This window comes from Blautia stercoris (assembly GCF_054657695.1).
The window spans coordinates 1,271,194-1,291,509 of the sequence record NZ_BAAHYF010000002.1; the positions used below are offsets into that span (position 1 = coordinate 1,271,194).

General features: G+C 39.9%; 20 protein-coding genes. 19 read left to right on the top strand and 1 reads right to left on the bottom strand.

The window, feature by feature from the left end; all coding sequences use genetic code 11:
* The first annotated feature begins 44 nt into the window (after positions 1 to 44).
* From lon to ACYQ2D_RS15705, 11 genes are all read left to right on the top strand, one after another.
* Positions 45 to 2,354 (top strand): endopeptidase La, encoded by a 2,310-nt coding sequence (gene lon, locus ACYQ2D_RS15655; RefSeq protein WP_459786198.1) that lies wholly within the window; start codon positions 45 to 47, stop codon positions 2,352 to 2,354.
* On the top strand, positions 2,351 to 2,944 hold the full coding sequence (gene yihA / locus ACYQ2D_RS15660) for a ribosome biogenesis GTP-binding protein YihA/YsxC (protein WP_022304759.1): 594 nt from the start codon (positions 2,351 to 2,353) through the stop codon (positions 2,942 to 2,944). The genes lon and yihA overlap by 4 nt, the downstream gene beginning before the upstream one ends.
* A 247-nt stretch (positions 2,945 to 3,191) precedes the next feature.
* On the top strand, positions 3,192 to 4,403 hold the full coding sequence (locus ACYQ2D_RS15665) for a GNAT family N-acetyltransferase (RefSeq protein ID WP_444147541.1): 1,212 nt from the start codon (positions 3,192 to 3,194) through the stop codon (positions 4,401 to 4,403).
* A 3-nt stretch (positions 4,404 to 4,406) separates the two neighbouring features.
* Entirely contained in the window at positions 4,407 to 5,252 is an 846-nt protein-coding gene (locus ACYQ2D_RS15670) for an energy-coupling factor transporter ATPase (protein WP_022304761.1), read from the top strand.
* Positions 5,243 to 6,100, top strand: a complete 858-nt coding sequence (locus ACYQ2D_RS15675) for an energy-coupling factor transporter ATPase (protein ID WP_459786102.1) — start codon at positions 5,243 to 5,245, stop codon at positions 6,098 to 6,100. Before ACYQ2D_RS15670 ends, ACYQ2D_RS15675 begins: the two co-directional genes overlap by 10 nt.
* On the top strand, positions 6,097 to 6,897 hold the full coding sequence (locus ACYQ2D_RS15680; protein WP_459786104.1) for an energy-coupling factor transporter transmembrane component T family protein: 801 nt from the start codon (positions 6,097 to 6,099) through the stop codon (positions 6,895 to 6,897). Before ACYQ2D_RS15675 ends, ACYQ2D_RS15680 begins: the two co-directional genes overlap by 4 nt.
* Positions 6,898 to 6,989: 92 nt before the next feature.
* Positions 6,990 to 7,730: a tRNA pseudouridine(38-40) synthase TruA gene (gene truA, locus ACYQ2D_RS15685; RefSeq protein WP_117457804.1), complete on the top strand. Its 741-nt coding sequence runs from the start codon at positions 6,990 to 6,992 to the stop codon at positions 7,728 to 7,730.
* A gap of 10 nt (positions 7,731 to 7,740) precedes the next feature.
* Positions 7,741 to 9,219: a 4-alpha-glucanotransferase gene (gene malQ / locus ACYQ2D_RS15690; RefSeq protein ID WP_459786106.1), complete on the top strand. Its 1,479-nt coding sequence runs from the start codon at positions 7,741 to 7,743 to the stop codon at positions 9,217 to 9,219.
* Between the two features lie 45 nt (positions 9,220 to 9,264).
* Positions 9,265 to 9,774, top strand: a complete 510-nt coding sequence (locus tag ACYQ2D_RS15695) for a flavin reductase family protein (RefSeq protein ID WP_022303416.1) — start codon at positions 9,265 to 9,267, stop codon at positions 9,772 to 9,774.
* A 4-nt stretch (positions 9,775 to 9,778) separates the two neighbouring features.
* On the top strand, positions 9,779 to 10,723 hold the full coding sequence (locus ACYQ2D_RS15700; RefSeq protein ID WP_459786108.1) for an AEC family transporter: 945 nt from the start codon (positions 9,779 to 9,781) through the stop codon (positions 10,721 to 10,723).
* A gap of 103 nt (positions 10,724 to 10,826) precedes the next feature.
* Positions 10,827 to 11,093: a hypothetical protein gene (locus ACYQ2D_RS15705; RefSeq protein WP_459786110.1), complete on the top strand. Its 267-nt coding sequence runs from the start codon at positions 10,827 to 10,829 to the stop codon at positions 11,091 to 11,093.
* 133 nt (positions 11,094 to 11,226) lie between these two features.
* Here the strand turns inward: ACYQ2D_RS15705 and ACYQ2D_RS15710 are convergent, their stop codons facing one another.
* Complete coding sequence (locus ACYQ2D_RS15710) at positions 11,227 to 11,427, bottom strand: cold-shock protein (RefSeq protein ID WP_022303419.1); 201 nt, start codon at positions 11,425 to 11,427, stop codon at positions 11,227 to 11,229.
* Positions 11,428 to 11,823: 396 nt separating this feature from the next.
* Here ACYQ2D_RS15710 and ACYQ2D_RS15715 point away from each other — a divergent pair, with 396 nt between their 5' ends.
* From ACYQ2D_RS15715 to ACYQ2D_RS15750, 8 genes are all read left to right on the top strand, one after another.
* Positions 11,824 to 13,128, top strand: coding sequence for a dihydroorotase (locus ACYQ2D_RS15715; protein WP_459786113.1), 1,305 nt, complete (start codon positions 11,824 to 11,826; stop codon positions 13,126 to 13,128).
* Positions 13,129 to 13,167: 39 nt separating this feature from the next.
* On the top strand, positions 13,168 to 14,097 hold the full coding sequence (gene pyrF / locus ACYQ2D_RS15720; protein ID WP_022303421.1) for an orotidine-5'-phosphate decarboxylase: 930 nt from the start codon (positions 13,168 to 13,170) through the stop codon (positions 14,095 to 14,097).
* Positions 14,098 to 14,109: 12 nt separating this feature from the next.
* Positions 14,110 to 14,886 (top strand): dihydroorotate dehydrogenase electron transfer subunit, encoded by a 777-nt coding sequence (locus tag ACYQ2D_RS15725; protein ID WP_022303422.1) that lies wholly within the window; start codon positions 14,110 to 14,112, stop codon positions 14,884 to 14,886.
* Positions 14,886 to 15,788: a dihydroorotate dehydrogenase gene (locus ACYQ2D_RS15730; RefSeq protein ID WP_444139237.1), complete on the top strand. Its 903-nt coding sequence runs from the start codon at positions 14,886 to 14,888 to the stop codon at positions 15,786 to 15,788. The genes ACYQ2D_RS15725 and ACYQ2D_RS15730 overlap by 1 nt, the downstream gene beginning before the upstream one ends.
* A gap of 197 nt (positions 15,789 to 15,985) precedes the next feature.
* A complete protein-coding gene (locus ACYQ2D_RS15735) occupies positions 15,986 to 17,092 on the top strand; it encodes an FAD:protein FMN transferase (RefSeq protein ID WP_459786116.1) in 1,107 nt (368 codons plus the stop codon).
* Between the two features lie 9 nt (positions 17,093 to 17,101).
* Positions 17,102 to 18,949, top strand: a complete 1,848-nt coding sequence (locus tag ACYQ2D_RS15740; protein WP_459786118.1) for an FMN-binding protein — start codon at positions 17,102 to 17,104, stop codon at positions 18,947 to 18,949.
* A complete protein-coding gene (locus ACYQ2D_RS15745) occupies positions 18,946 to 19,437 on the top strand; it encodes an FMN-binding protein (protein ID WP_117457813.1) in 492 nt (163 codons plus the stop codon). The genes ACYQ2D_RS15740 and ACYQ2D_RS15745 overlap by 4 nt, the downstream gene beginning before the upstream one ends.
* A gap of 5 nt (positions 19,438 to 19,442) precedes the next feature.
* The gene (locus ACYQ2D_RS15750) at positions 19,443 to 20,315 is read left to right on the top strand and encodes a 4Fe-4S binding protein (RefSeq protein WP_459786120.1); all 873 of its coding nucleotides are present in this window, start codon (positions 19,443 to 19,445) and stop codon (positions 20,313 to 20,315) included.
* Position 20,316: the final 1 nt, after the last annotated feature.

Here is a 20,316-nt window from a genome sequence, read left to right on the forward strand (position 1 = left end):
TATACATCAATGAAAATAAGGAGGTGTGGGAATTGAGTGACATAATGTATCATTTACCGGCGGTTGCCCTCAGAGGAACGACCATTCTTCCTGATATGATTGTTCACTTTGATGTAAGCAGAGAAAAATCGATTCAGGCGATTGAACAGGCGATGGTGCAGGACCAGAGGATTCTCTTGATTACACAAAAAAATCCTGAGACAGAAGAACCGGTTCAGGAGGATTTATATCCAATTGGAACAATTGCAGAAATTAAACAATTGGTAAAACTTCCAAAGAACATTGTTCGGGTTTTAGTAGAAGGAATCGAGAGAGCACAGCTGGTTTCTTTAGAAGAAAATCCAAATTATCTTGAGGCACAGATAGCGGTTTTTGAGCCGGAAGAAGACTTGGATGAAACAGTAAAAGAAGCAATGCTTCGCAGTATCAAAGAATTATTTGTACGTTATTGTAATTCCAATAAGCAGGTCAGCAAAGAACTTGCCGGTCAGATTTTAGAATTAGAGGACGTGGAAAAAGTTTTAGACCAGATTTCGATTCACATTCAGATTCGCTACGAAGAACGACAGAAGATTTTAGAGGCAGTCAGCCTTGAGGGACGCTATGAAATTGTAGGAATGATTCTTACAAACGAAATCCAGATTATGGAAATCGGAGCAAGACTTCAATCTAAAGTGAAAGAGCGTGTCGATAAGAATCAGCGTGAATATATTTTACGGGAACAGTTAAAAGTAATCCGTGAGGAATTAGGCGAAGATAATTCTGCAACGGAAGCGGAACAGTTTTTAGAAACCGTAAAGAAATTAAAGGCAAAAAAAGAAGTCAAAGAACGTATTACAAAAGAAATCAACCGGTTTAAAAATACTGTGGGAAGTCCGGCAGAGTCAGGGGTAATACGTACCTATATTGAAACGTTATTGTCTCTTCCATGGGACAAGACCAGTCGCGATAATAAGAACCTGCAGGGAGCGTATCAGATTCTTGAAGAGGAACACTATGGCCTGGAAAAAGTAAAAGAGCGTATCATAGAATTCCTTGCAGTACGGACATTGACGAAAAAAGGCGAAAGTCCGATTCTCTGTCTGGTAGGACCGCCCGGAACCGGAAAAACCTCCATTGCAAAGTCGGTAGCACATGCGTTGAATAAAGAATATGTCAGAATCAGTCTTGGCGGAGTGCGTGACGAGGCAGAAATCCGTGGACATAGGAGAACTTATGTGGGCGCAATGCCGGGTCGTATTGCAAATGGAATGATTCAGGCGGGAGTCAAAAATCCTCTGATGCTGTTAGATGAAATAGATAAAGTCAGCAGTGATTACAAAGGGGATACTTCTTCCGCTCTTCTGGAGGTGCTGGATTCTGAGCAGAATCATAAATTCCGTGACCACTATGTGGAAATTCCTCTGGATTTATCAGAAGTGCTTTTCATTGCAACTGCAAATGATTTACAGACCATTCCGGGTCCGCTTTTAGACCGTATGGAAATCATTGAAGTCAGTAGCTATACCGAAAATGAAAAATGGCATATTGCAAAAGAACATCTGATTCCAAAGCAGATTAAGGCACACGGATTAAAATCAGCGCAGCTTGAAATTTCCGATGAAGCTTTAAGAGAAATGATTACTGCTTATACAAGAGAAGCAGGTGTCAGAAGTCTGGAGCGAAAGATTGGAACAATCTGTAGAAAATCAGCCAGAAAAATCTTAGAAGAAAAAGAAAGCTGTGTAAGAGTAGAAAAAGAGAATCTGGAAGAATTTTTAGGAAGAGCGCGTTATACGTTCCAGAAGAAAAATGAAGAAGATCAGATAGGGATTGTACGTGGACTTGCATGGACCAGTGTTGGTGGGGATACGCTTCAAATCGAGGTGAATCTGATGCCGGGTCAGGGTGAGTTTGTATTGACCGGACAGATGGGAGATGTCATGAAGGAATCTGCACAGATCGGAATCAGCTATATCCGCTCAATTGCAGAGAACTATCAGATTGATGCAGAATTTTTTAAAAACAATGACATACATATCCATATTCCGGAAGGAGCGGTTCCAAAGGATGGTCCATCAGCCGGAATTACCATGGCGACAGCAATGCTTTCTGCAATTACAAAAATTCCGGTAAAAGCAAATCTTGCAATGACCGGTGAAATTACTTTAAGAGGTCGTGTCCTTCCGATCGGAGGATTAAAAGAAAAACTGCTTGCGGCAAAAAATGCCGGAATTACAACGGTACTTGTTCCGAAAGAAAATAAACCGGATGTAGAGGAATTAGAAAAAGAAATTACAGACGGACTGAATATTATCTTTGTAAGCTCTATGGAAGAAGTAATAAAAGAAGCATTTACGGGAGGTCAGGTATGATTATAAAAAATGTGTCACTGGACATTGTGTGTGGAATTACCAGCACACTTCCTGATACTGAGTTACCTGAGGTTGCATTTGCGGGAAAATCAAATGTGGGAAAATCTTCTTTGATTAATGCATTAATGAATCGTAAAGCACTGGCAAGAACCAGTGCTTCCCCGGGTAAGACACAGACCATTAATTTTTATAATATTAATGATGCCATGTATCTGGTGGATTTGCCGGGATATGGATATGCAAAGGTTTCGCAGTCAGTAAAAGAACAGTGGGGAAAATTAATTGAACGTTATCTCCAAAAATCAAAGCAGTTAAAAGCGGTCTTTTTGCTGATTGATATTCGGCATGACCCGTCAGCAAATGACAAAATGATGTATGACTGGATTGTACACAATGGTTATCAGCCAATTATTATTGCAACAAAAGTAGATAAATTAAAACGCAGCCAGGTACAGAAACACGTGAAGGCATTGAAACAAGGACTCGAGCTGCTTGCGGGCACACAGGTCATTCCATTCTCTGCCGAAACCAAGCAGGGAAGGGAAGAAATCTGGAAAATTATGGATGAATTGCTGTTTGAATGCAGCTAAGCATTCCCCTGCTTCAAGTGCGCGGAGCACTAAGCGGCGAGTGAGGGGGATGCTTCTGTCAGTGGGAGTTGAAAGCTCCCACTGACAGAGCGCGAAGCGACTGCGTTCATGAGCAAGTAGCAAAGCGGATTGCGAATGTCCGCTTTATAGCAGCTAAGCACTCCAACGCTTTACACCGTGCAATGCCTGAAAAAATAGAAAGGGTGCTGTGAAAAAGCAGTACCCTTTTAAAGTTTGGAGAAAAAGGATGTTAAAGGGAATTATATTTGATATGGACGGAGTGCTGATCAACAGTGAACCAGTACATTACCGTATCTGGAAAGAAGCACTTTTAACACGTGGAATTGAATTGGATTATGAGGTCTATAAACCTTGTATTGGTTCTACACTTGGATTTCTTATGAATCTTCTTCATGAAACCTATGGAATTGACAGAGAAGATAAGGCATTAGTGGATACCATGAAAAAGATTAAAGCGGAAACGGTAGAACGGGAGGGTATCCCGATGATAGAGGGCGTGCCACAGTTGCTGGAACGCTTAAAAAATGCGGGATACAAAATGGCGATTGCTTCTTCTTCACCGCTTTCTTATATTCAAATGGTTACAAAACGTTTAAATATTCGGCACTACTTTGATAAAATATTAAGTGGAGAGAATGTAAAGCATCCGAAACCGGCACCGGACGTCTTTTTGGCAGCAGCAGGGGAACTTGAATTAGACGTAAGTGAATGTCTGGTTGTGGAAGATTCTACCAATGGATGCCGTGCGGCAAAAGCGGCAAATATAACCTGTATGGGATATTTTAATCCGGATTCAGGAAAGCAGGACTTAAGTCAGGCGGCAATGATAATCGAAGGCTATGAAGAGATTGATGCCAAATTTGTGGAAAAAGTTTATTGCCACAATCACCATCTTCCAGCAGTGGTATGTGAGACCCCACGACTTTTAGTTCGGGAAATGTCAGAAGCGGATTTACCACAAATGCTTGCTTTAAATGAGCAGAATTCAACAGAAAATGCGGTTGAGGGAAAGGAAAAGACATTAGAAGAAGAAATCGAAAACTTCCCAAGTTACCGAAGATATATGTATGAATTGTGTGATATGGGCTATTGGGCAGTGATAGAAAAACAAAGTGGTAAAATTATCGGACGAGTGGGAATCGAACCGAAAATCTGGAATCAGGGTCGTTCTGTTGTGGAACTGGGTTATTTGATTGATGAAGCTTATCAAAGACAGGGATATGGATATGAAGCCTGCCATGCAATTCTTTTAGAAGCCAAAGAGCGAGGCGCAAAGTATCTTTACTGCCGGATTCATTCGGAGAACAAATCATCCATTGCGCTGGCAAAAAAACTGGGATTTTTAAAAATCGATTATCATGTGGAACAGGATGCAAAAGAAATAGAAGTTTATCGGTATGTATGTGGAAATGACAGAGTGTTACAAGAGAGAGGATAGACGATGGGAATCATTAAAGCATTAAAGTTAATGCATGATTATTATAAATATGATGAAAATGGACATATAGAAGAAACACATCGTGCGCTCGATGACATTAATCTGGATATTGAACAGGGACAGTTTATTGCAGTTCTTGGACATAATGGTTCCGGGAAATCGACGCTGGCAAAGCATATCAATGCGCTTTTATATCCAACAGAGGGTGCAATGGTAGTAGATGGAATCAATACTTCTACGGAGGAAGAAATCTGGAAAGTACGTCAGAAAGCCGGCATGGTATTTCAGAATCCCGATAATCAGATTATTGGTTCGATTGTGGAAGAAGATGTCGGATTTGGTCCGGAAAATATGGGTGTGGAAACGGATGAAATCTGGAGAAGAGTCAATAAAAGTTTAGAGGCAACCGGTATGACGGCATATAGAAGTCATTCTCCGAATAAACTTTCCGGAGGACAAAAACAGAGAGTGGCAATTGCCGGTGTGATGGCAATGGAGCCAAAGTGCATTATTTTGGATGAGCCTACGGCGATGCTTGATCCAAACGGACGAAAAGAAGTGCTGCAGGCGGTAAAGGAATTAAACGAAAAGAAAGGCATCACAGTCGTTTTGATTACCCATTACATGGAAGAGGTGACTTTGGCGGATAAAGTATTTGTTATGGATAAAGGAAAAATTGTCATGCAGGGAACACCAAGGGAAGTATTTTCAAAAGTAGAAGAGTTAAAATCCTATCGTCTGGATGTACCGCAGGTTACTTTGTTGGCGCATGAACTGAAACAGGCAGGTGTGCCGCTACCGGATGGAATATTGACAAGAGAGGAACTGGTGAGTGCATTATGTCGATAAAATTAGAAAATGTAACCTATACTTACAGTCCGGGAACCGCTTATGAGATGCATGCATTAAAAGACGTCAGTCTGGAGATTCCACAGGGACAGTTTATGGGAGTTATCGGACATACCGGCAGTGGAAAATTAACGTTAATTCAGCATTTAAACGGACTCATCCGTCCGACTTCAGGAGTTGTTTCTTATAATGGGGAAGATATCTGGAAAGAAGGATATCCGCTTCGAAACCTTCGCAGTAAAGTCGGATTGGTCTTTCAGTATCCGGAACATCAGCTGTTTGAAACAGATGTGCTTACTGATGTCTGCTTTGGTCCAAAAAATCTTGGAGCAAGTCAGGAAGAAGCAGAAGAAAGGGCAAGAATGGCACTTGCGCATGTTGGATTTCCAGAGAAATCTTATAAAAGTTCGCCATTTGAACTTTCCGGAGGACAAAAAAGAAGAGTGGCAATTGCCGGAGTTTTAGCAATGGAACCGGAAGTATTGATTTTAGACGAGCCGACAGCGGGTCTTGACCCAAGAGGCAGAGATGAAATCTTAGACCAGATTGCAATGCTTCACGAAGAACGAAAAATTTCGGTGGTACTGGTTTCACACAGTATGGAAGATATCGCAAAATATGTAGAGCGCATGATTGTGATGAATAAAGGGGAAAAAGCATTTGACGGAACGCCAAAAGAAGTCTTTTCTCATTATAAAGAACTGGAATCAATGGGGCTTGCAGCACCGCAGATTACCTATATCATGCATGATCTGCAGGCAAAAGGTCTTACGGTTGATACAAATGCGACAACGATTGAGGAAGCAAAGAGAAGTATTTTAAGAGCACTGGAGAAACAGATACTATGATAAAAGATATCACAATTGGCCAGTATTATCCGGCAAAATCAATTTTGCATCGCTTAGACCCGAGAGTGAAATTTGTAGGAACAATTGCATTTTTAATCTCACTGTTTGTTGCAGATTCTTTATGGGGGTATCTGCTGGCCACAGCATTTTTAGCGGTGGTGATTGTACTTTCCAAAGTTCCGGTTAAATTTATGATGAAAGGTTTAAAGCCATTGTTTTTTATTTTTATCCTTACAGTGGCATTTAACCTGTTCTTAGTTCCCGGAAAAGTGGTTGTACAGATTTGGATTTTAAAGATTACAGAAGAAGGAATCCGTCAGGCGATAAAAATCGGAATCCGACTGATTTATCTGGTGATGGGTTCTTCTGTTATGACATTGACAACGACACCAAACCAGTTGACCGACGGTCTGGAAAAATTAATGCGTCCGCTCAACAAAATTAAAGTTCCGGTTCATGAAATCGCAATGATGATGTCGATTGCACTGCGTTTTATTCCGATTTTAATGGAAGAAACGGATAAAATTATGAAAGCACAGATTGCCAGAGGGGCAGATTTTGAATCGGGAAATTTAATCAAAAAAGCGAAAAATTTAATTCCTCTGTTAGTTCCGCTTTTTATTTCAGCATTTCGAAGAGCAGATGATTTGGCAATGGCAATGGAAGCCCGCTGTTATCATGGAGGAGATCATCGTACATCCATGAAACCATTAAAATATCAGAAGCATGATATTATGGCATATCTGGTTTTACTGGTTTATCTGATTGCCGACATTGTATTGCGTATTATAGTATAATGTACTCTCGGAATTTTTTGAGTATATTGTTATAAATTAGTGGCAAAAACCCACAGGCTTGCCTGTGAGAGTAGTCAGAGGAGGAATAGAACATGAAACGGGTCATGCTTGAAATTGCCTATGACGGAACAAATTATTGTGGATGGCAGGTACAGCCAAATGGAATTACAGTTCAGGAAGTGATTAACCAAAAGTTATCGGAGTTACTAAAAGAGCCGATTGAAACCATCGGAGCAAGCCGTACGGATGCAGGAGTACATGCACTTGGAAATGTAGCTGTGTTTGATACAAGTGCAAGGATGCCGGGAGAAAAAATTTCTTATGCCTTAAATCAAAGACTGCCGGAAGACATTCGGATTCAGATGTCAAAAGAAGTTGAACCGGATTTTCATCCTCGTTATCGAAACAGCAGGAAAACGTATGAATATCGGATTTTAAATAAAAAATTTCCGGTTCCGACAAAACGGCTGTATTCTCATTTTACCTATCTTCCGTTAGACGTGGAAAAAATGCGAAAAGCCGGAGAATATCTGCTTGGAGAACATGATTTTAAGAGTTTCTGCGGAGCAGGGGCACAGGTCAAAACGACAGTGCGGACCATTTATGATTTTCAGATAAAAAAAGAGGACGACGAAATCTGTATGCGGATTACAGGAAGTGGTTTTCTTTATAATATGGTACGGATTCTTGCAGGAACATTAATCGAAGTAGGAAGCGGGGCAAGAAAACCGGAGGATATGTTGGAAATCATAGAGGCGAAAGACAGAAAAAAAGCCGGAGCAACGGCACCGGCAAGAGGGCTTACATTAATAAAAATACAATATGAAGAATGAGGGAATTGAAATGAGAAGAAACGGAATGCTGCTTCCGATTGCGAGCCTGCCATCTCCTTATGGAATTGGTGGATTTTCAAAAGAAGCTTATGAATTTATTGACTTGTTAGAAGAGACGGGACAAAAATTATGGCAGATTCTGCCACTTGGTCCTACCAGCTATGGAGATTCCCCATATCAATCCTTTTCTACGTTTGCAGGAAATCCGTATTTTATTGATCTGGATACACTGGCAGAAAAAGGCTGGCTGACAAAAGAAGCCTGCGAAGCTTCTGATTATGGAGACAATGAATCCTACATTGATTATGGAAGAATTTATAATTCCAGATTTGTATTATTAAAACAGGCATTTTTAAATTCTGATATATTATCCGATGAAAAATTCACAGAATTTTGTAAAGATAATCAACACTGGCTCCCGGATTATGCACTGTATATGGCACTTAAAAATCAAAATGATGGAAAAAGCTGGATTGAGTGGGAAGAAGAGATCCGTCTTAGAAAACCGGAAGCGGTAGAGTGTTATAAAAGAGAACTGGAAGAAGAATGTAATTTTTATGAATTTTTGCAGTATGAGTTTCATGAGCAGTGGACAAAAGTAAAAGAGTATGCACACAAAAAGGGAATTCAGATTGTAGGTGATGTTCCGATTTATGTTGCATTTGACAGTGCAGATACCTGGGCAAATCCGGAGTTATTCCAGTTAGATGAGAAAAATCTTCCGCTTGGTGTGGCCGGATGCCCGCCGGATGCTTTTTCTGCAACAGGACAGCTTTGGGGAAACCCATTATATAACTGGGCATATCATAAGAAAACAGGATATGACTGGTGGTTGAAGAGAATTGCTTACTGCTTTGATTTATATGATATTGTAAGAATCGACCATTTCCGTGGATTTGACGAATATTATTCGATTCCTTATGGAGATGAGACAGCCGTAAACGGACACTGGGAAAAAGGTCCGGGTATGGATTTATTTAACACGGTCAAAGAAAAGCTTGGTGAACTTGACATTATTGCAGAGGACTTGGGATTTTTGACAGAGAGTGTATTTCAACTCTTAAAAGACAGCGGATATCCGGGAATGAAAGTTCTGCAGTTTGCTTTTGACCCGAGTGAGGACAGTGATTATCTGACTTATAAATATCAGAGAAACTGTGTGGTTTATACAGGAACACATGATAACGATACAACAGCGGGCTGGTTTGAGAAACTTTCCGATGGAGACAGAGAGGTTGCCCTGCGTTACATGAATAGCTTTTACACTCCAAAGGAAGAACAGCACTGGGATTTAATTGCACTTGCGATGAGAAGTACAGCAGATACCTGTATTATTCCGGTTCAGGATTTCCTGGGACTTGGAAGTGAGGCAAGAATCAATATGCCGTCCACGCTTGGAGACAACTGGAAATGGAGAATGACAAAAGGGGCATTTTCCGAAGAATTAAAAGAGAAAATCCGCCGTATGACAAAATTATACGGCAGATAAATATGTTTTTGACAATAAAAATTTAATGACAAGGAGAATCAAATCATGGCATTTAAAGAAGTAAAAGCAGAAGAATTGCAGATGAATCCATTTACAAAAATTGGAAAAGAATGGATGTTAATTACCGCAGGCAATGAAGAAAAATGCAATACAATGACCGCAAGCTGGGGTGGCGTCGGTATTATGTGGGGAAAAAATGCAGTAACGACTTATATTCGCCCACAGCGCTATACAAAAGAATTTGTAGATGCAAATGATACGTTTACGATTTCATTTTTTGATGAATCTTACAGAAAAGCATTAAATATCTGTGGAAGTGTTTCCGGACGTGACAAAGATAAAATCAAAGAAGCTGGTTTAACTCCATACTTTGTGGATGGAACAGCTGCATTTGAAGAAGCAAATCTGATTTTAGTGTGCAAGAAAATGTATCATGGAGACATTCTTCCGGAAAACTTTGAAGATGAAACAATTGATACAAAATGGTATCCACAGAAAGATTATCATACCATGTATATTTCAGAAATCCTGAAAGTGCTGGTAAAGGAAGACTAAGACGTTGGATAATCTGATTTTTAGTTTAAATGCAACCCTTCCTATCTTTTTTACAATGCTTCTTGGAAGCTTTTTTAAAAGAGTCGGGCTGATAGATGAAGCATTTTCGGCAAAGATGAATAAATTCGCCTTTGCTGTGGCACTTCCGGCTCTTTTGTTTCAGGATATTTCAGCAGTTGATATTCGTGAAAGCTGGAATGGCGGGTTTGTATTGTTCTGTTTTATTGCAACGTTTTTAAGTATTACAGGAGTGACGGTTTTGTCATTCTTTGTCGTAAAAAGAGAAGAACGTGGAGAATTTGTGCAGGGAGCATATCGAAGCAGTGCGGCAATTCTTGGAATTGCATTTATCCAGAATATCTATGGTACATCCGGAATGGCACCGCTTATGATTATCGGAACGGTACCGCTTTACAATGCGTTTGCGGTAATCGTCCTGTCTTTATTAAAACCGGGACAGAGAAAAATGGATAAAGCCCTGTTACAAAAAACTTTAAAGGGAATTGTTACGAATCCGATTATTCTTGGAATTGCAGCAGGTTTTGTGTGGGCGATTTTAAAAATTCCACAGCCGGAGATTCTGCAAAAAACAGTGAAAAATATGGCAGTGCTTGCAACTCCGCTTGGTCTTATGGCGATGGGAGCTTCTTTCGAGGGAAAAAAGGCGCTTGGAAAATTAAAACCGACTCTCATTGCAAGTGCTTTAAAATTAGTGGTGCTTGCAGCCATTTTTTTGCCGATTGCAGTCTGGCTTGGATATCGTGAATCAGAGTTGGTTGCAATCTTAGTGATGCTTGGTTCAGCTACAACCGTCAGCAGTTTTGTTATGGCAAGAAATATGGGACATGAAGGGATACTGACTTCGAGTATTGTTATGGTGACAACACTGTGCTCGGCATTTACCCTGACCGGATGGCTCTTTCTTTTGAAAACGCTGGGTTTGGTGTAGCCAGAAAAAAGAAAACGTGCTATAATGAGCGCAGACGTCGCAAAAATGGATGACGGTAGAAAGTACATAGCGAATAGACAGTAGAAAGTTGAGGAATCAAAACATGAGTCAGGAAAAAGTAGACCAGTATAAAAAAAATAAAGCAGTCCGTGGAAAAAATAAGAGAAAAAATAAAAATGATGAGAGTATGACACTCGTTGAAAAGCTGGGAATTACAATTGTTTCTCTGCTCTTAGTCGGCTGGATTGGATATTCTGCATATCAGGTTATCACAACACCGGATGAAGATGCAGAAGTTGTAACTACTCAGATGGATGTAACTGCAATCACAGATTATTTAAGTTCTTTAAATACAACAGATGCAGAATAATGAGTGGAGTCTCAGATACATTTGATTCAAAGAACAATTCATGGTGAAGAAAAAGCGGTTGCCACATGGTTCATGTGACAGCCGCTTTTTGTGCTGTTTATAAGAAAATCAAATGATTCAGATACCTTATAAATTATAATTTAACAACATTAGCTGCCTGCATTCCACGAGCACCTTCTGTTAAATCATAAGATACAGCCTGTCCTTCTTCCAAAGTTTTGAATCCTTCACCTGTGATAGCAGAGAAATGTACGAATACATCCTGTCCGTCTTCTCCTGTGATAAATCCATAACCTTTTTCTGCGTTGAACCATTTAACAGTTCCCTTGTTCATAATGTTACCTCCATAAAATAAAAAAAATAAGTAGTTGAATTTCGGATAGAAACAAAAGAAAGCAGGACTTTCAAAATCTCCTTATATGAATAAAAAGCGGTCTTTAGAGAGTATATTCATTATAAATAAAATAATACAATCTCTAAAAACCGCTTAATTTACAATAATCAGAAGCTTGTGAAATGCACTTCATTATTTATATCCAATATTTCATTACAAGATTCAGTATATGCAAAAATGCCTTAAAAGTCAAGGAAAAAAGTATAATTGACGAAAGAATTTGTGTATGTTACTATTAAAACCAAAAGAGAATAAAATGTATTCTCAAAATCTTTCTGTACTTGATTTTGTAAGAAGATGAGAGTGCAGAGAAGGCGCTGGAGGAGAGGAGAGTCCATGAACATTTTAATTAAAAACGGACGGGTAATTGACCCCGCAACAAAGACAGATAAGATAAGTGATTTGTATATCGAAGCAGGAAAGATTAAAGAAATAAAAGATGAAATCACTCCGTCAAAACAGGATAAGGTAATTGATGCAAAAGGCTGTTATGTAATGCCTGGTCTGATTGACCTTCATGTACATCTGCGTGACCCTGGACTTACGTACAAAGAGGATATTGTGTCAGGCTCCAAAGCAGCGGCAAAGGGTGGGTTTACCACAATTCTTGCCATGCCAAATACCAAGCCGGTCATTGACTGTGCAGACCGCGTAAAATACGTGCATAATAAAGCAAAAGAGATGGCACCGATTCATGTACTTCAGATTGGAGCGGTTACAAAAGGACAGGCAGGAGAAGAACTTGCCGAAATTAAAGAAATGGCAGATGCCGGGATTCCGGCAATCAGTGAAGATGGAAAGAGTGTAATGAATGCAGGATTATACAAAGAGGCAATGAAGATTGCCGCTGAGTGCAACATTCCGGTATTTGCACACTGTGAAGATAAAAGCCTGATAGAAGCAAAGGGCTGTGTCAATTCCGATGAATATACAAAAGAACTGGGATTACCGGGAATCAGCAATGCAGTGGAAGATGTCATTGTCGCAAGAGATATCTTATTGGCAAAAGAAGCAGGAGCAAAACTGCATCTTTGTCATTGCTCTACAAAAGACAGCGTAGAAATGATTCGCCTTGCAAAAGAAGAAGGGCTGGATGTGACGGGGGAAGTCTGCCCGCATCATTTTACTTTGACTTCTGATGAAATTGATAAAGATGATTCAAACTATAAAATGAATCCTCCGCTTCGTACCAAAGAGGATAAAGAAGCATTATTAGAAGGACTAAAAAACGATATTATTGATGTAATCAGTACAGACCATGCACCGCACAGCAGAGATGAAAAAAATCAATCTATGGAAGATGCACCATTTGGAATTGTCGGATTGGAGACTTCTGTTGCACTTACAATTACAGAACTGGTAGAAAAAGGAATCATAACTCCAATGCAGATGGCAGAAAAGATGAGCTATAATCCGGCACAGGTAATTCATTCGAATAAAGGTACTTTAAAAGTGGGAGCTCCTGCGGATGTTACAATTATTGACCCTGAAAAAGAGTATGTCATTGATTCTATGACTTTCCTTTCCCGCGGGAAAAATACACCGTTTAACGGCTGGAAAGTAAAAGGAATGGTAAAAGCGACTATCTGCGATGGCAAGATTGCTTATATGAATCAGGAAGCAGCAAAAAATTTTAAATAAATAGAACAATATAAGACACAAAAAGATGGAGGAAGAAAAATGATTAACAAACTGACAGAAAAAATAAAAAAGACTCATGCGCCGATTTGCGTAGGTTTAGACCCAATGCTTTCTTATGTGCCAAAACAGGTACAGGAGACTGCATTTAAAGAATATGGAGAAACCTTAGAGGGTGCCGCAGAAGCAATCTGGCAGTTTAATAAAGCAATTATTGATGCGACTTATGATTTGATTCCGGCAGTAAAACCGCAGATTGCAATGTATGAACAGTTTGGAATTCCTGGGCTGGTTGCATTTAAAAAGACCGTAGATTACTGTAAAGAAAAAGATTTGGTTGTAATCGGAGATATCAAACGAGGAGACATTGGCTCTACGTCTTCTGCTTATGCAGTAGGACATCTTGGAAAAGTTCAGGTTGGAACAAAAGAGTATGCAGGCTTTGATGAAGATTTTGCAACAGTGAATCCATATCTTGGTTCAGATGGTGTCAATCCGTTTATCGATATCTGCAAAAAAGAGAAAAAAGGTCTGTTTATTTTAGTTAAGACTTCCAATCCGTCCAGTGGAGAATTTCAGGACCAGTTAATTAACGGAAGACCATTATATGAATTAGTCGGAGAGAAAGTTGCTCAGTGGGGCGCTGACTGCATGGGCGATGAATACAGTTATATCGGGGCAGTTGTCGGTGCAACTTATCCGGAAATGGGAAAAGTGCTTCGTAAAATTATGCCAAAATCTTATATTTTAGTACCGGGTTACGGTGCACAGGGTGGAAAAGGAAAAGACCTGGTTCATTTCTTTAATGAAGACGGACTTGGTGCAGTGGTAAACTCTTCCCGCGGAATTATTGCAGCTTATAAACAGGAACAGTATGCAGAGTTTGGAGAGGCAAATTTTGCAGATGCATCCAGAAAAGCCGTAGAAACTATGGTGGCAGATATTGATGGTGCATTAACAGCATTAAAATAAGGGGAGAAAATCATGGCAAAGTTAAAGATGAAAAGTACTGTAATCGAGCAGAAGATGATAGCAGATGGAATCTGCAGTATGTGGCTTGATGCAAAAGAAGTTGCAGTACAGGCAAAACCGGGGCAGTTTATCTCTGTCTATAGCAATGATAAAAGCCGTGTGCTTCCAAGACCAATCAGTATCTGTGAAATTGACCGCGAAAAGGGCACACTCCGTATTGTGTATCGTGTAGTGGGAAAAGGAACAGAAGAATTTTCCAAAGCAGAAGCAGGAGATTCTTTTGAAATCTTAGGTCCGCTTGGAAACGGATTTCCGATTGAAGAAGCAAAAGGTAAAAAAGTGCTGATGATTGGAGGAGGAATTGGCGTTCCTCCAATGCTTCAGACTGCAAAAGAAATCGAAGGAGAAGCGATTATTGTATCCGGATACCGCAATCAGGATTTATTCTTAAAAGAAGAACTTGAATCAGCAGGAACACTTTTTATTGCAACGGAAGACGGCAGTGTTGGAACAAAAGGAAATGTAGTAGACGCAATTCGTGAAAATCAAATCGAAGCAGATATGATGTTTGCCTGTGGACCAAAACCGATGCTTCGTGCATTAAAAAATTATGCACTGGAAAAAGGAATCCCTTGTTGGATTTCCATGGAAGAGAAGATGGCATGTGGAGTTGGAGCCTGTCTTGCCTGTGTATGTCAGTCTAAAGACGTGGATTCTCATTCTCATGTACACAACAAACGAATTTGTAAAGATGGACCGGTGTTCTTAAGTACGGAGGTAGAATTATAATGAATACAAAAGTAAATCTTGCCGGTGTAGAACTCAAAAATCCGGTTATGACCGCTTCCGGAACATTTGGTTCTGGCGCAGAATACAGTGAATTTGTAGATTTAAACGAGTTAGGTGCAGTTGTAACAAAAGGTGTGGCGAATGTACCGTGGCCGGGAAACCCAACCCCACGTATTGCAGAAACTTACGGCGGCATGCTCAATGCAATTGGACTCCAAAATCCGGGAATTGATGTATTTTGCAAAAGAGATATTCCGTTCTTAAAACAGTTTGATACGAAAATTATTGTAAATGTATGTGGAAAAAGTACAGAAGATTATTGTGAAGTAGTAGAACGTCTGGCAGATGAACCGGTTGATTTATTAGAAATTAATATTTCCTGCCCAAATGTAAAAGAAGGCGGAATTGCCTTTGGACAGAATCCAAAAGCGGTAGAGGCAATCACAAAAGAAGTGAAAAAATATGCAAAACAGCCGGTTATCATGAAGTTAAGTCCGAATGTAACCGATATTACAGAGATGGCAAGAGCAGCAGAAGCAGGCGGTGCAGATATTCTTTCTTTAATTAACACCTTAACAGGAATGAAGATTGATATTAACCGTCGTACCTTTGCGCTGGCAAATAAAACCGGCGGAATGTCCGGTCCATGTGTCAAACCTGTGGCTGTGCGTATGGTTTATCAGGTGGCTCAGACAGTCAATGTTCCGATTATCGGAATGGGTGGAATCTCAAATGCAGAAGACGCTCTGGAATTTATCTTAGCCGGTGCAACAGCAGTTTCCATTGGAACAGCAAATTTTGCAAACCCTTATGCAACAGTTGAGACGGTTAAAGGAATCGAAGAGTATTTAAAGAAAAACCAGATTGATGATATTAATACATTAATTGGTGCGGTAAAATAAAAAAATAAGAAATAAAAGAGACGGTATGTGAGTCGAGAGAGGACAGCATACCGTTTTTCTGTTTAATATATGAAACAGTGGCTATATGATAAAATGAGAAAAATTCTCAATAAGCATAGAGTATAATTGACAAACAATAAAAGTGATGATAAGCTATCCGAAGTTAGGAGGCTCTAACGTCAGTAAGGAGAAAAAACGTGAAAAAAAAGATACTTGTATTATTTTTATTAAGCACAATGATTTTAGGAGGGTGTAGTACACAAAAAATCACCGATAGCAGCAGTCAAAAAGAAGAGGCACAAGAGGCGAAAAATCAGGGCATCAGTGAGGAAAGTACCGATGGTGAAGCTGATGAAAGCCAGGAGGCAAGTAAGGATGTTTTTGCCATGGATACTTACATGACGGTAACTGCTTATGGAAGTCATGGAGAGGAAGCAGTGGAAAAGGCGGCTGCGGAAATTGAGCGTCTGGATGGACTGCTTTCCACAGGAGAAGAGTCAAGTGAAATTGCACAAGTCAATGCCAATGGCGGTGGGACCTTGGGAAAAGATGCCTCTTATCTGGTGGAACGTGCATTGGAGTTTGGAAAATCCACAGGTGGAGCATTTGACATTGCCATCTATCCGATTATGAAAGAATGGGGATTTACCACAGGAGATTTCAAAGTTCCTTCTAAAGAAACATTGGATGGTCTTTTGGAAAAAACGAAATTATCGGATGTTGTGTTTGATAAAGAGACAAGTACCATATCTTTTAAAACCGATGGAATGGCGATCGATTTAGGCGGAATTGCAAAAGGATATACTTCTACCAGAATTATGGATATCTATCGGGAATGTGGAGTAAAAAGCGGTCTGGTGAATCTGGGCGGAAATGTACAGGCACTTGGCACAAAAACAGATGGAAGTAAATGGAGAGTTGCCATTCAGGGTGTAGAGGATGATGACAGCTATCTTGGTGTGCTTTCGATTTCAGACAAAGCAGTCATTACTTCTGGCGGTTATGAGCGTTATTTTGAACAGGACGGGGTTACTTATCATCACATTATTGACCCGACTACCGGATATCCGGCAGACAGCGGATTATTATCGGTGTCAATTGTGAGTGCAGATGGTACGATGTGTGATGCGTTGTCCACTTCTCTGTTTATTATGGGAAAAGATAAGGCAATTGAGTATTGGAGAGCACACAGTGATGAATTTGATATGATTTTATATGATAAAGAAAATAAAGTTTATGTATCAGAGGGTATTGCAGAAGATTTTACTTCTGACTTTGATACAGAGGTGATAAAGAAGGAGTAACAAAAGTTTATGAGCATACTGAAGAAACTAAAAAGTCTGGCACCGGCATTATCAGCAGTTGTTGTAGCTGCCTGTATCGGCGTTTCTCTTCATGGATATTCCACACCGGTTTATGCGGTTGATATTCCGGAAAAAACGAAAAATCAGACAGATGAAGATGCATCTGAACAGGAGAGTGCAGATACAGCTGAAAAAGAGAAAAAAGAGGATAAGAAAAAAGACGAGGACAAAAAAGAAGAGCAGAAAAGTACGGCAAAAGGTTCATTTGATGTATCAGATGGAACGTATTACGGAACAGGAACCGGATTTGCGGGAAAAATCAAAGTTGCGGTTACCGTAAAAGATAAGCAGATTACAGCAATTGAAATCGTTGAAAATGAAGCCGATGATGATGCGTTCTTCAGTCGTGCAAAAGGAGTCATTGATAAGATTATCTCCGGACAGACGTTAGAGGTAGATGTCGTATCCGGTGCAACTTACAGTTCAAATGGAATTATCAGTGCAGTAAAAAATGCCCTGACAGGGGCAGCAGACAGCGGAACACCGGCATCAACATCAGCAGGTGCTTCAGGTGGAAGTTCTTCACCGGCAGGTGGTTCTTCTTCTGTCTCAACAGTACAGGATGCATCTGCCTACGCAGATGGAACATATTATGGAACAGGAACCGGATTTTCCGGAGCACTTACAGTAGAAGTAGTGATAAGCGGAGGAAAGATTTCTTCCATACAGATTATTGATACTTCCGATGGAGATAGTTATATTCAGAGCGCTTCGGGATTGATTTCCAATATTATTGCAACTCAAAGTACAAATGTAGATACCGTATCAGGAGCAACCTACAGTTCGGTGGGAATCATTGAAGCGGTCAGAAATGCGTTAAGTCAGGCAGCAATTTCTTCTGATGGAAATTCAAATTCACAGAATACCAATTCCTCTTCAAACGGAAATGGACAGAACAGTAATAATAACAGCAGTGATAATACGACAGCAGTAACCGGAAAATTCCCATATAAAGAGGGCGTTTATTATGGAACAGCGGAAGGGTATCTCGATGATATTAAGGTAGCAATTGTCATTCAGGATAAGACCTTAAAAGCAGTTGTGATTGTAGAAGAAAATGACGATGAGACCTTCTTTAAGCGTGCAAGAGCAGTTGCAGAAAATATGGTGAAGAAACAGACGGTAGATGTGGATGTCGTATCGGGAGCAACTTATAGCTCAAAAGGAATTATCGGTGCGGTAAAAGAAGCACTAAAAGAGGCTGAGAAAGCGACAAAAGGCGAGAATAACAACAACAATAATAGCGGAAGCAACAATAACAACGGCAATAATAATAACGGAAACAACAGTAACAATAACGGAAATACCAATAACGGAAACGATAATAACGGCAATACCAATGGCGGAAATAATGGAGATAATGAAAATCCAGATGAAACGAAATATATTTATGCCGATGGAGAGTATACCGTAATTGTACCGTGCCTTCCAAATGAAGATGGAGATTTTGAAGCATATAGTCTTACAATGAAAGTTACGATTTCAAAAGATAAGATTACAGATATTTCCGAAATTAAAGGTGATGGAAGTTCAGACAATGACGCTTACATAAAACGGGCAGTACAGGGAACTTCCAAACTTCCTGGAGTAGTAACACAGATCCTTAAAAAAGGAACGCTGGAAGAGATTGATACGGTTTCAAGAGCAACCTGTTCTTCAAACTCCATTTTAGAGGGCTGTAACCTTGCATTAGAGACAGCAAAAAAAGTACAGTCCGGTGAAGATACTGGAGAGGATTCGGGTCAGGATGACTCCAATCAGAATACAGAAGAAAATACAGGAGACGAAACACCATGAAATCACTTTTAGTCAGATTTATCAATGTGGCAGTGATTGCCGTAGCAATTGTCGGTTATAACGGGATTTTAACGAACAGAGAGAAAACTGATGAAATTGCAAAATTAGATGCGCAGTTAGAAAGTGAGAAACTTGCAAGAAAAAATGCAGAAGAACAGGTTGCGCAGGGAAAATCAAAAGATACACAGGCGGATGCAGATGCTTCAGAGGAAAGCGAAGGTGCTTATAAAGACGGCACTTATGAAGGAGAAGCGGATGGATTTGGCGGACCGATTCAAGTAAAAGTAACTGTGGAAAATGGTGAAATTACGGATATTGAAGTGGTATCTGCGGAAAAAGAAGATGGAGCTTATCTGACAATGGCAATGGATGTGATTCCAAATTTAATTGAGGCTCAGTCAGCCGATGTCGATACGATAAGCGGAGCAACATTTAGTTCTACCGGAATCATCAATGCGGTGGAAGCAGCATTAGAAGAGGCGGTGTAGGTAGAATGAAAAAGATAGATGTAAAAAACCTTTCAAAAAAACAAAAAAAACAATTAAATACCTGGCTTCGGGCAGTGATTCAGTTGTTATATTTCCTGTTTTTACCATCAGCCTTTACTGCAGCGTTTGGTGGCGTAAAATATATGTTTACGCAGATTGGAGTGGAAGCAAAGATTGAGTTGACTTCCTTTGTGGCAGTTTTACTTGTCTTATGTGCGTATACAATTGTATTTGGGCGTTTCTTTTGTGGATTTGCCTGTGCATTTGGAAGTTTGGGAGACGCACTGCATGCGATGTATTTAAAAATCTGTAAAAAACTTAAGAAAAAACCGGTTTCCCTGAAAAAAGAATGGGAGCAATGGCTGATTTTACTAAAATATGTACTACTGGCAGGGATTGTGCTTGCGTGCTTCTTTGGCGTCTATGGAAATGCAAGAGGAACAAGTCCATGGGATGTATTTTCCATGATTCATGCAGGAAACTTCCGGCTTTCGGCTTATAAAATCGGAATTGCGGTGCTGATTCTTCTTATGATTGGAATGGCATTCATAGAACGCTTTTTCTGTCGTTTCTTTTGTCCGATGGGAGCAATTTTTTCTCTGCTTCCGATTTTACCGTTCTTTTCTCTTGAGAGAAAAAGAGAAAGTTGTATAAAAGGATGCAGTAAATGTACAAGAAGCTGTCCTGCAAGGATTGAGTTAAGAGAAGCAAAAACAAGTATCGTACAGGGTGAATGTTTCCAGTGCCAGAAATGTATTGATGGCTGTCCGAAAGGAAATGTAACCTGTGGTGTTGGCATATTAAAAGGAAATGAAATTGGATTTACTGTATTTAAGGCAGTTCTTTTACTTTGCCTTTTCATGTGGCTTGGAATTTAAC

Excerpts from the sequence above, each read along its gene's own strand:
- ACYQ2D_RS15725 (WP_022303422.1), top strand. The coding sequence starts at position 14,110 with ATGGCAAAGTTAAAGATGAAAAGTACTGTAATCGAGCAGAAGATGATA.
- ACYQ2D_RS15730 (WP_444139237.1), top strand. The coding sequence starts at position 14,886 with ATGAATACAAAAGTAAATCTTGCCGGTGTAGAACTCAAAAATCCGGTT.
- ACYQ2D_RS15740 (WP_459786118.1), top strand. The coding sequence starts at position 17,102 with ATGAGCATACTGAAGAAACTAAAAAGTCTGGCACCGGCATTATCAGCA.
- truA (WP_117457804.1), top strand. The coding sequence starts at position 6,990 with ATGAAACGGGTCATGCTTGAAATTGCCTATGACGGAACAAATTATTGT.
- ACYQ2D_RS15715 (WP_459786113.1), top strand. The coding sequence starts at position 11,824 with ATGAACATTTTAATTAAAAACGGACGGGTAATTGACCCCGCAACAAAG.
- ACYQ2D_RS15705 (WP_459786110.1), top strand. The coding sequence starts at position 10,827 with ATGAGTCAGGAAAAAGTAGACCAGTATAAAAAAAATAAAGCAGTCCGT.
- ACYQ2D_RS15745 (WP_117457813.1), top strand. The coding sequence starts at position 18,946 with ATGAAATCACTTTTAGTCAGATTTATCAATGTGGCAGTGATTGCCGTA.
- yihA (WP_022304759.1), top strand. The coding sequence starts at position 2,351 with ATGATTATAAAAAATGTGTCACTGGACATTGTGTGTGGAATTACCAGC.
- ACYQ2D_RS15675 (WP_459786102.1), top strand. The coding sequence starts at position 5,243 with ATGTCGATAAAATTAGAAAATGTAACCTATACTTACAGTCCGGGAACC.
- lon (WP_459786198.1), top strand. The coding sequence starts at position 45 with ATGTATCATTTACCGGCGGTTGCCCTCAGAGGAACGACCATTCTTCCT.
- pyrF (WP_022303421.1), top strand. The coding sequence starts at position 13,168 with ATGATTAACAAACTGACAGAAAAAATAAAAAAGACTCATGCGCCGATT.
- malQ (WP_459786106.1), top strand. The coding sequence starts at position 7,741 with ATGAGAAGAAACGGAATGCTGCTTCCGATTGCGAGCCTGCCATCTCCT.
- ACYQ2D_RS15680 (WP_459786104.1), top strand. The coding sequence starts at position 6,097 with ATGATAAAAGATATCACAATTGGCCAGTATTATCCGGCAAAATCAATT.
- ACYQ2D_RS15670 (WP_022304761.1), top strand. The coding sequence starts at position 4,407 with ATGGGAATCATTAAAGCATTAAAGTTAATGCATGATTATTATAAATAT.
- ACYQ2D_RS15695 (WP_022303416.1), top strand. The coding sequence starts at position 9,265 with ATGGCATTTAAAGAAGTAAAAGCAGAAGAATTGCAGATGAATCCATTT.
- ACYQ2D_RS15710 (WP_022303419.1), bottom strand. The coding sequence starts at position 11,427 with ATGAACAAGGGAACTGTTAAATGGTTCAACGCAGAAAAAGGTTATGGA.
- ACYQ2D_RS15750 (WP_459786120.1), top strand. The coding sequence starts at position 19,443 with ATGAAAAAGATAGATGTAAAAAACCTTTCAAAAAAACAAAAAAAACAA.
- ACYQ2D_RS15665 (WP_444147541.1), top strand. The coding sequence starts at position 3,192 with ATGTTAAAGGGAATTATATTTGATATGGACGGAGTGCTGATCAACAGT.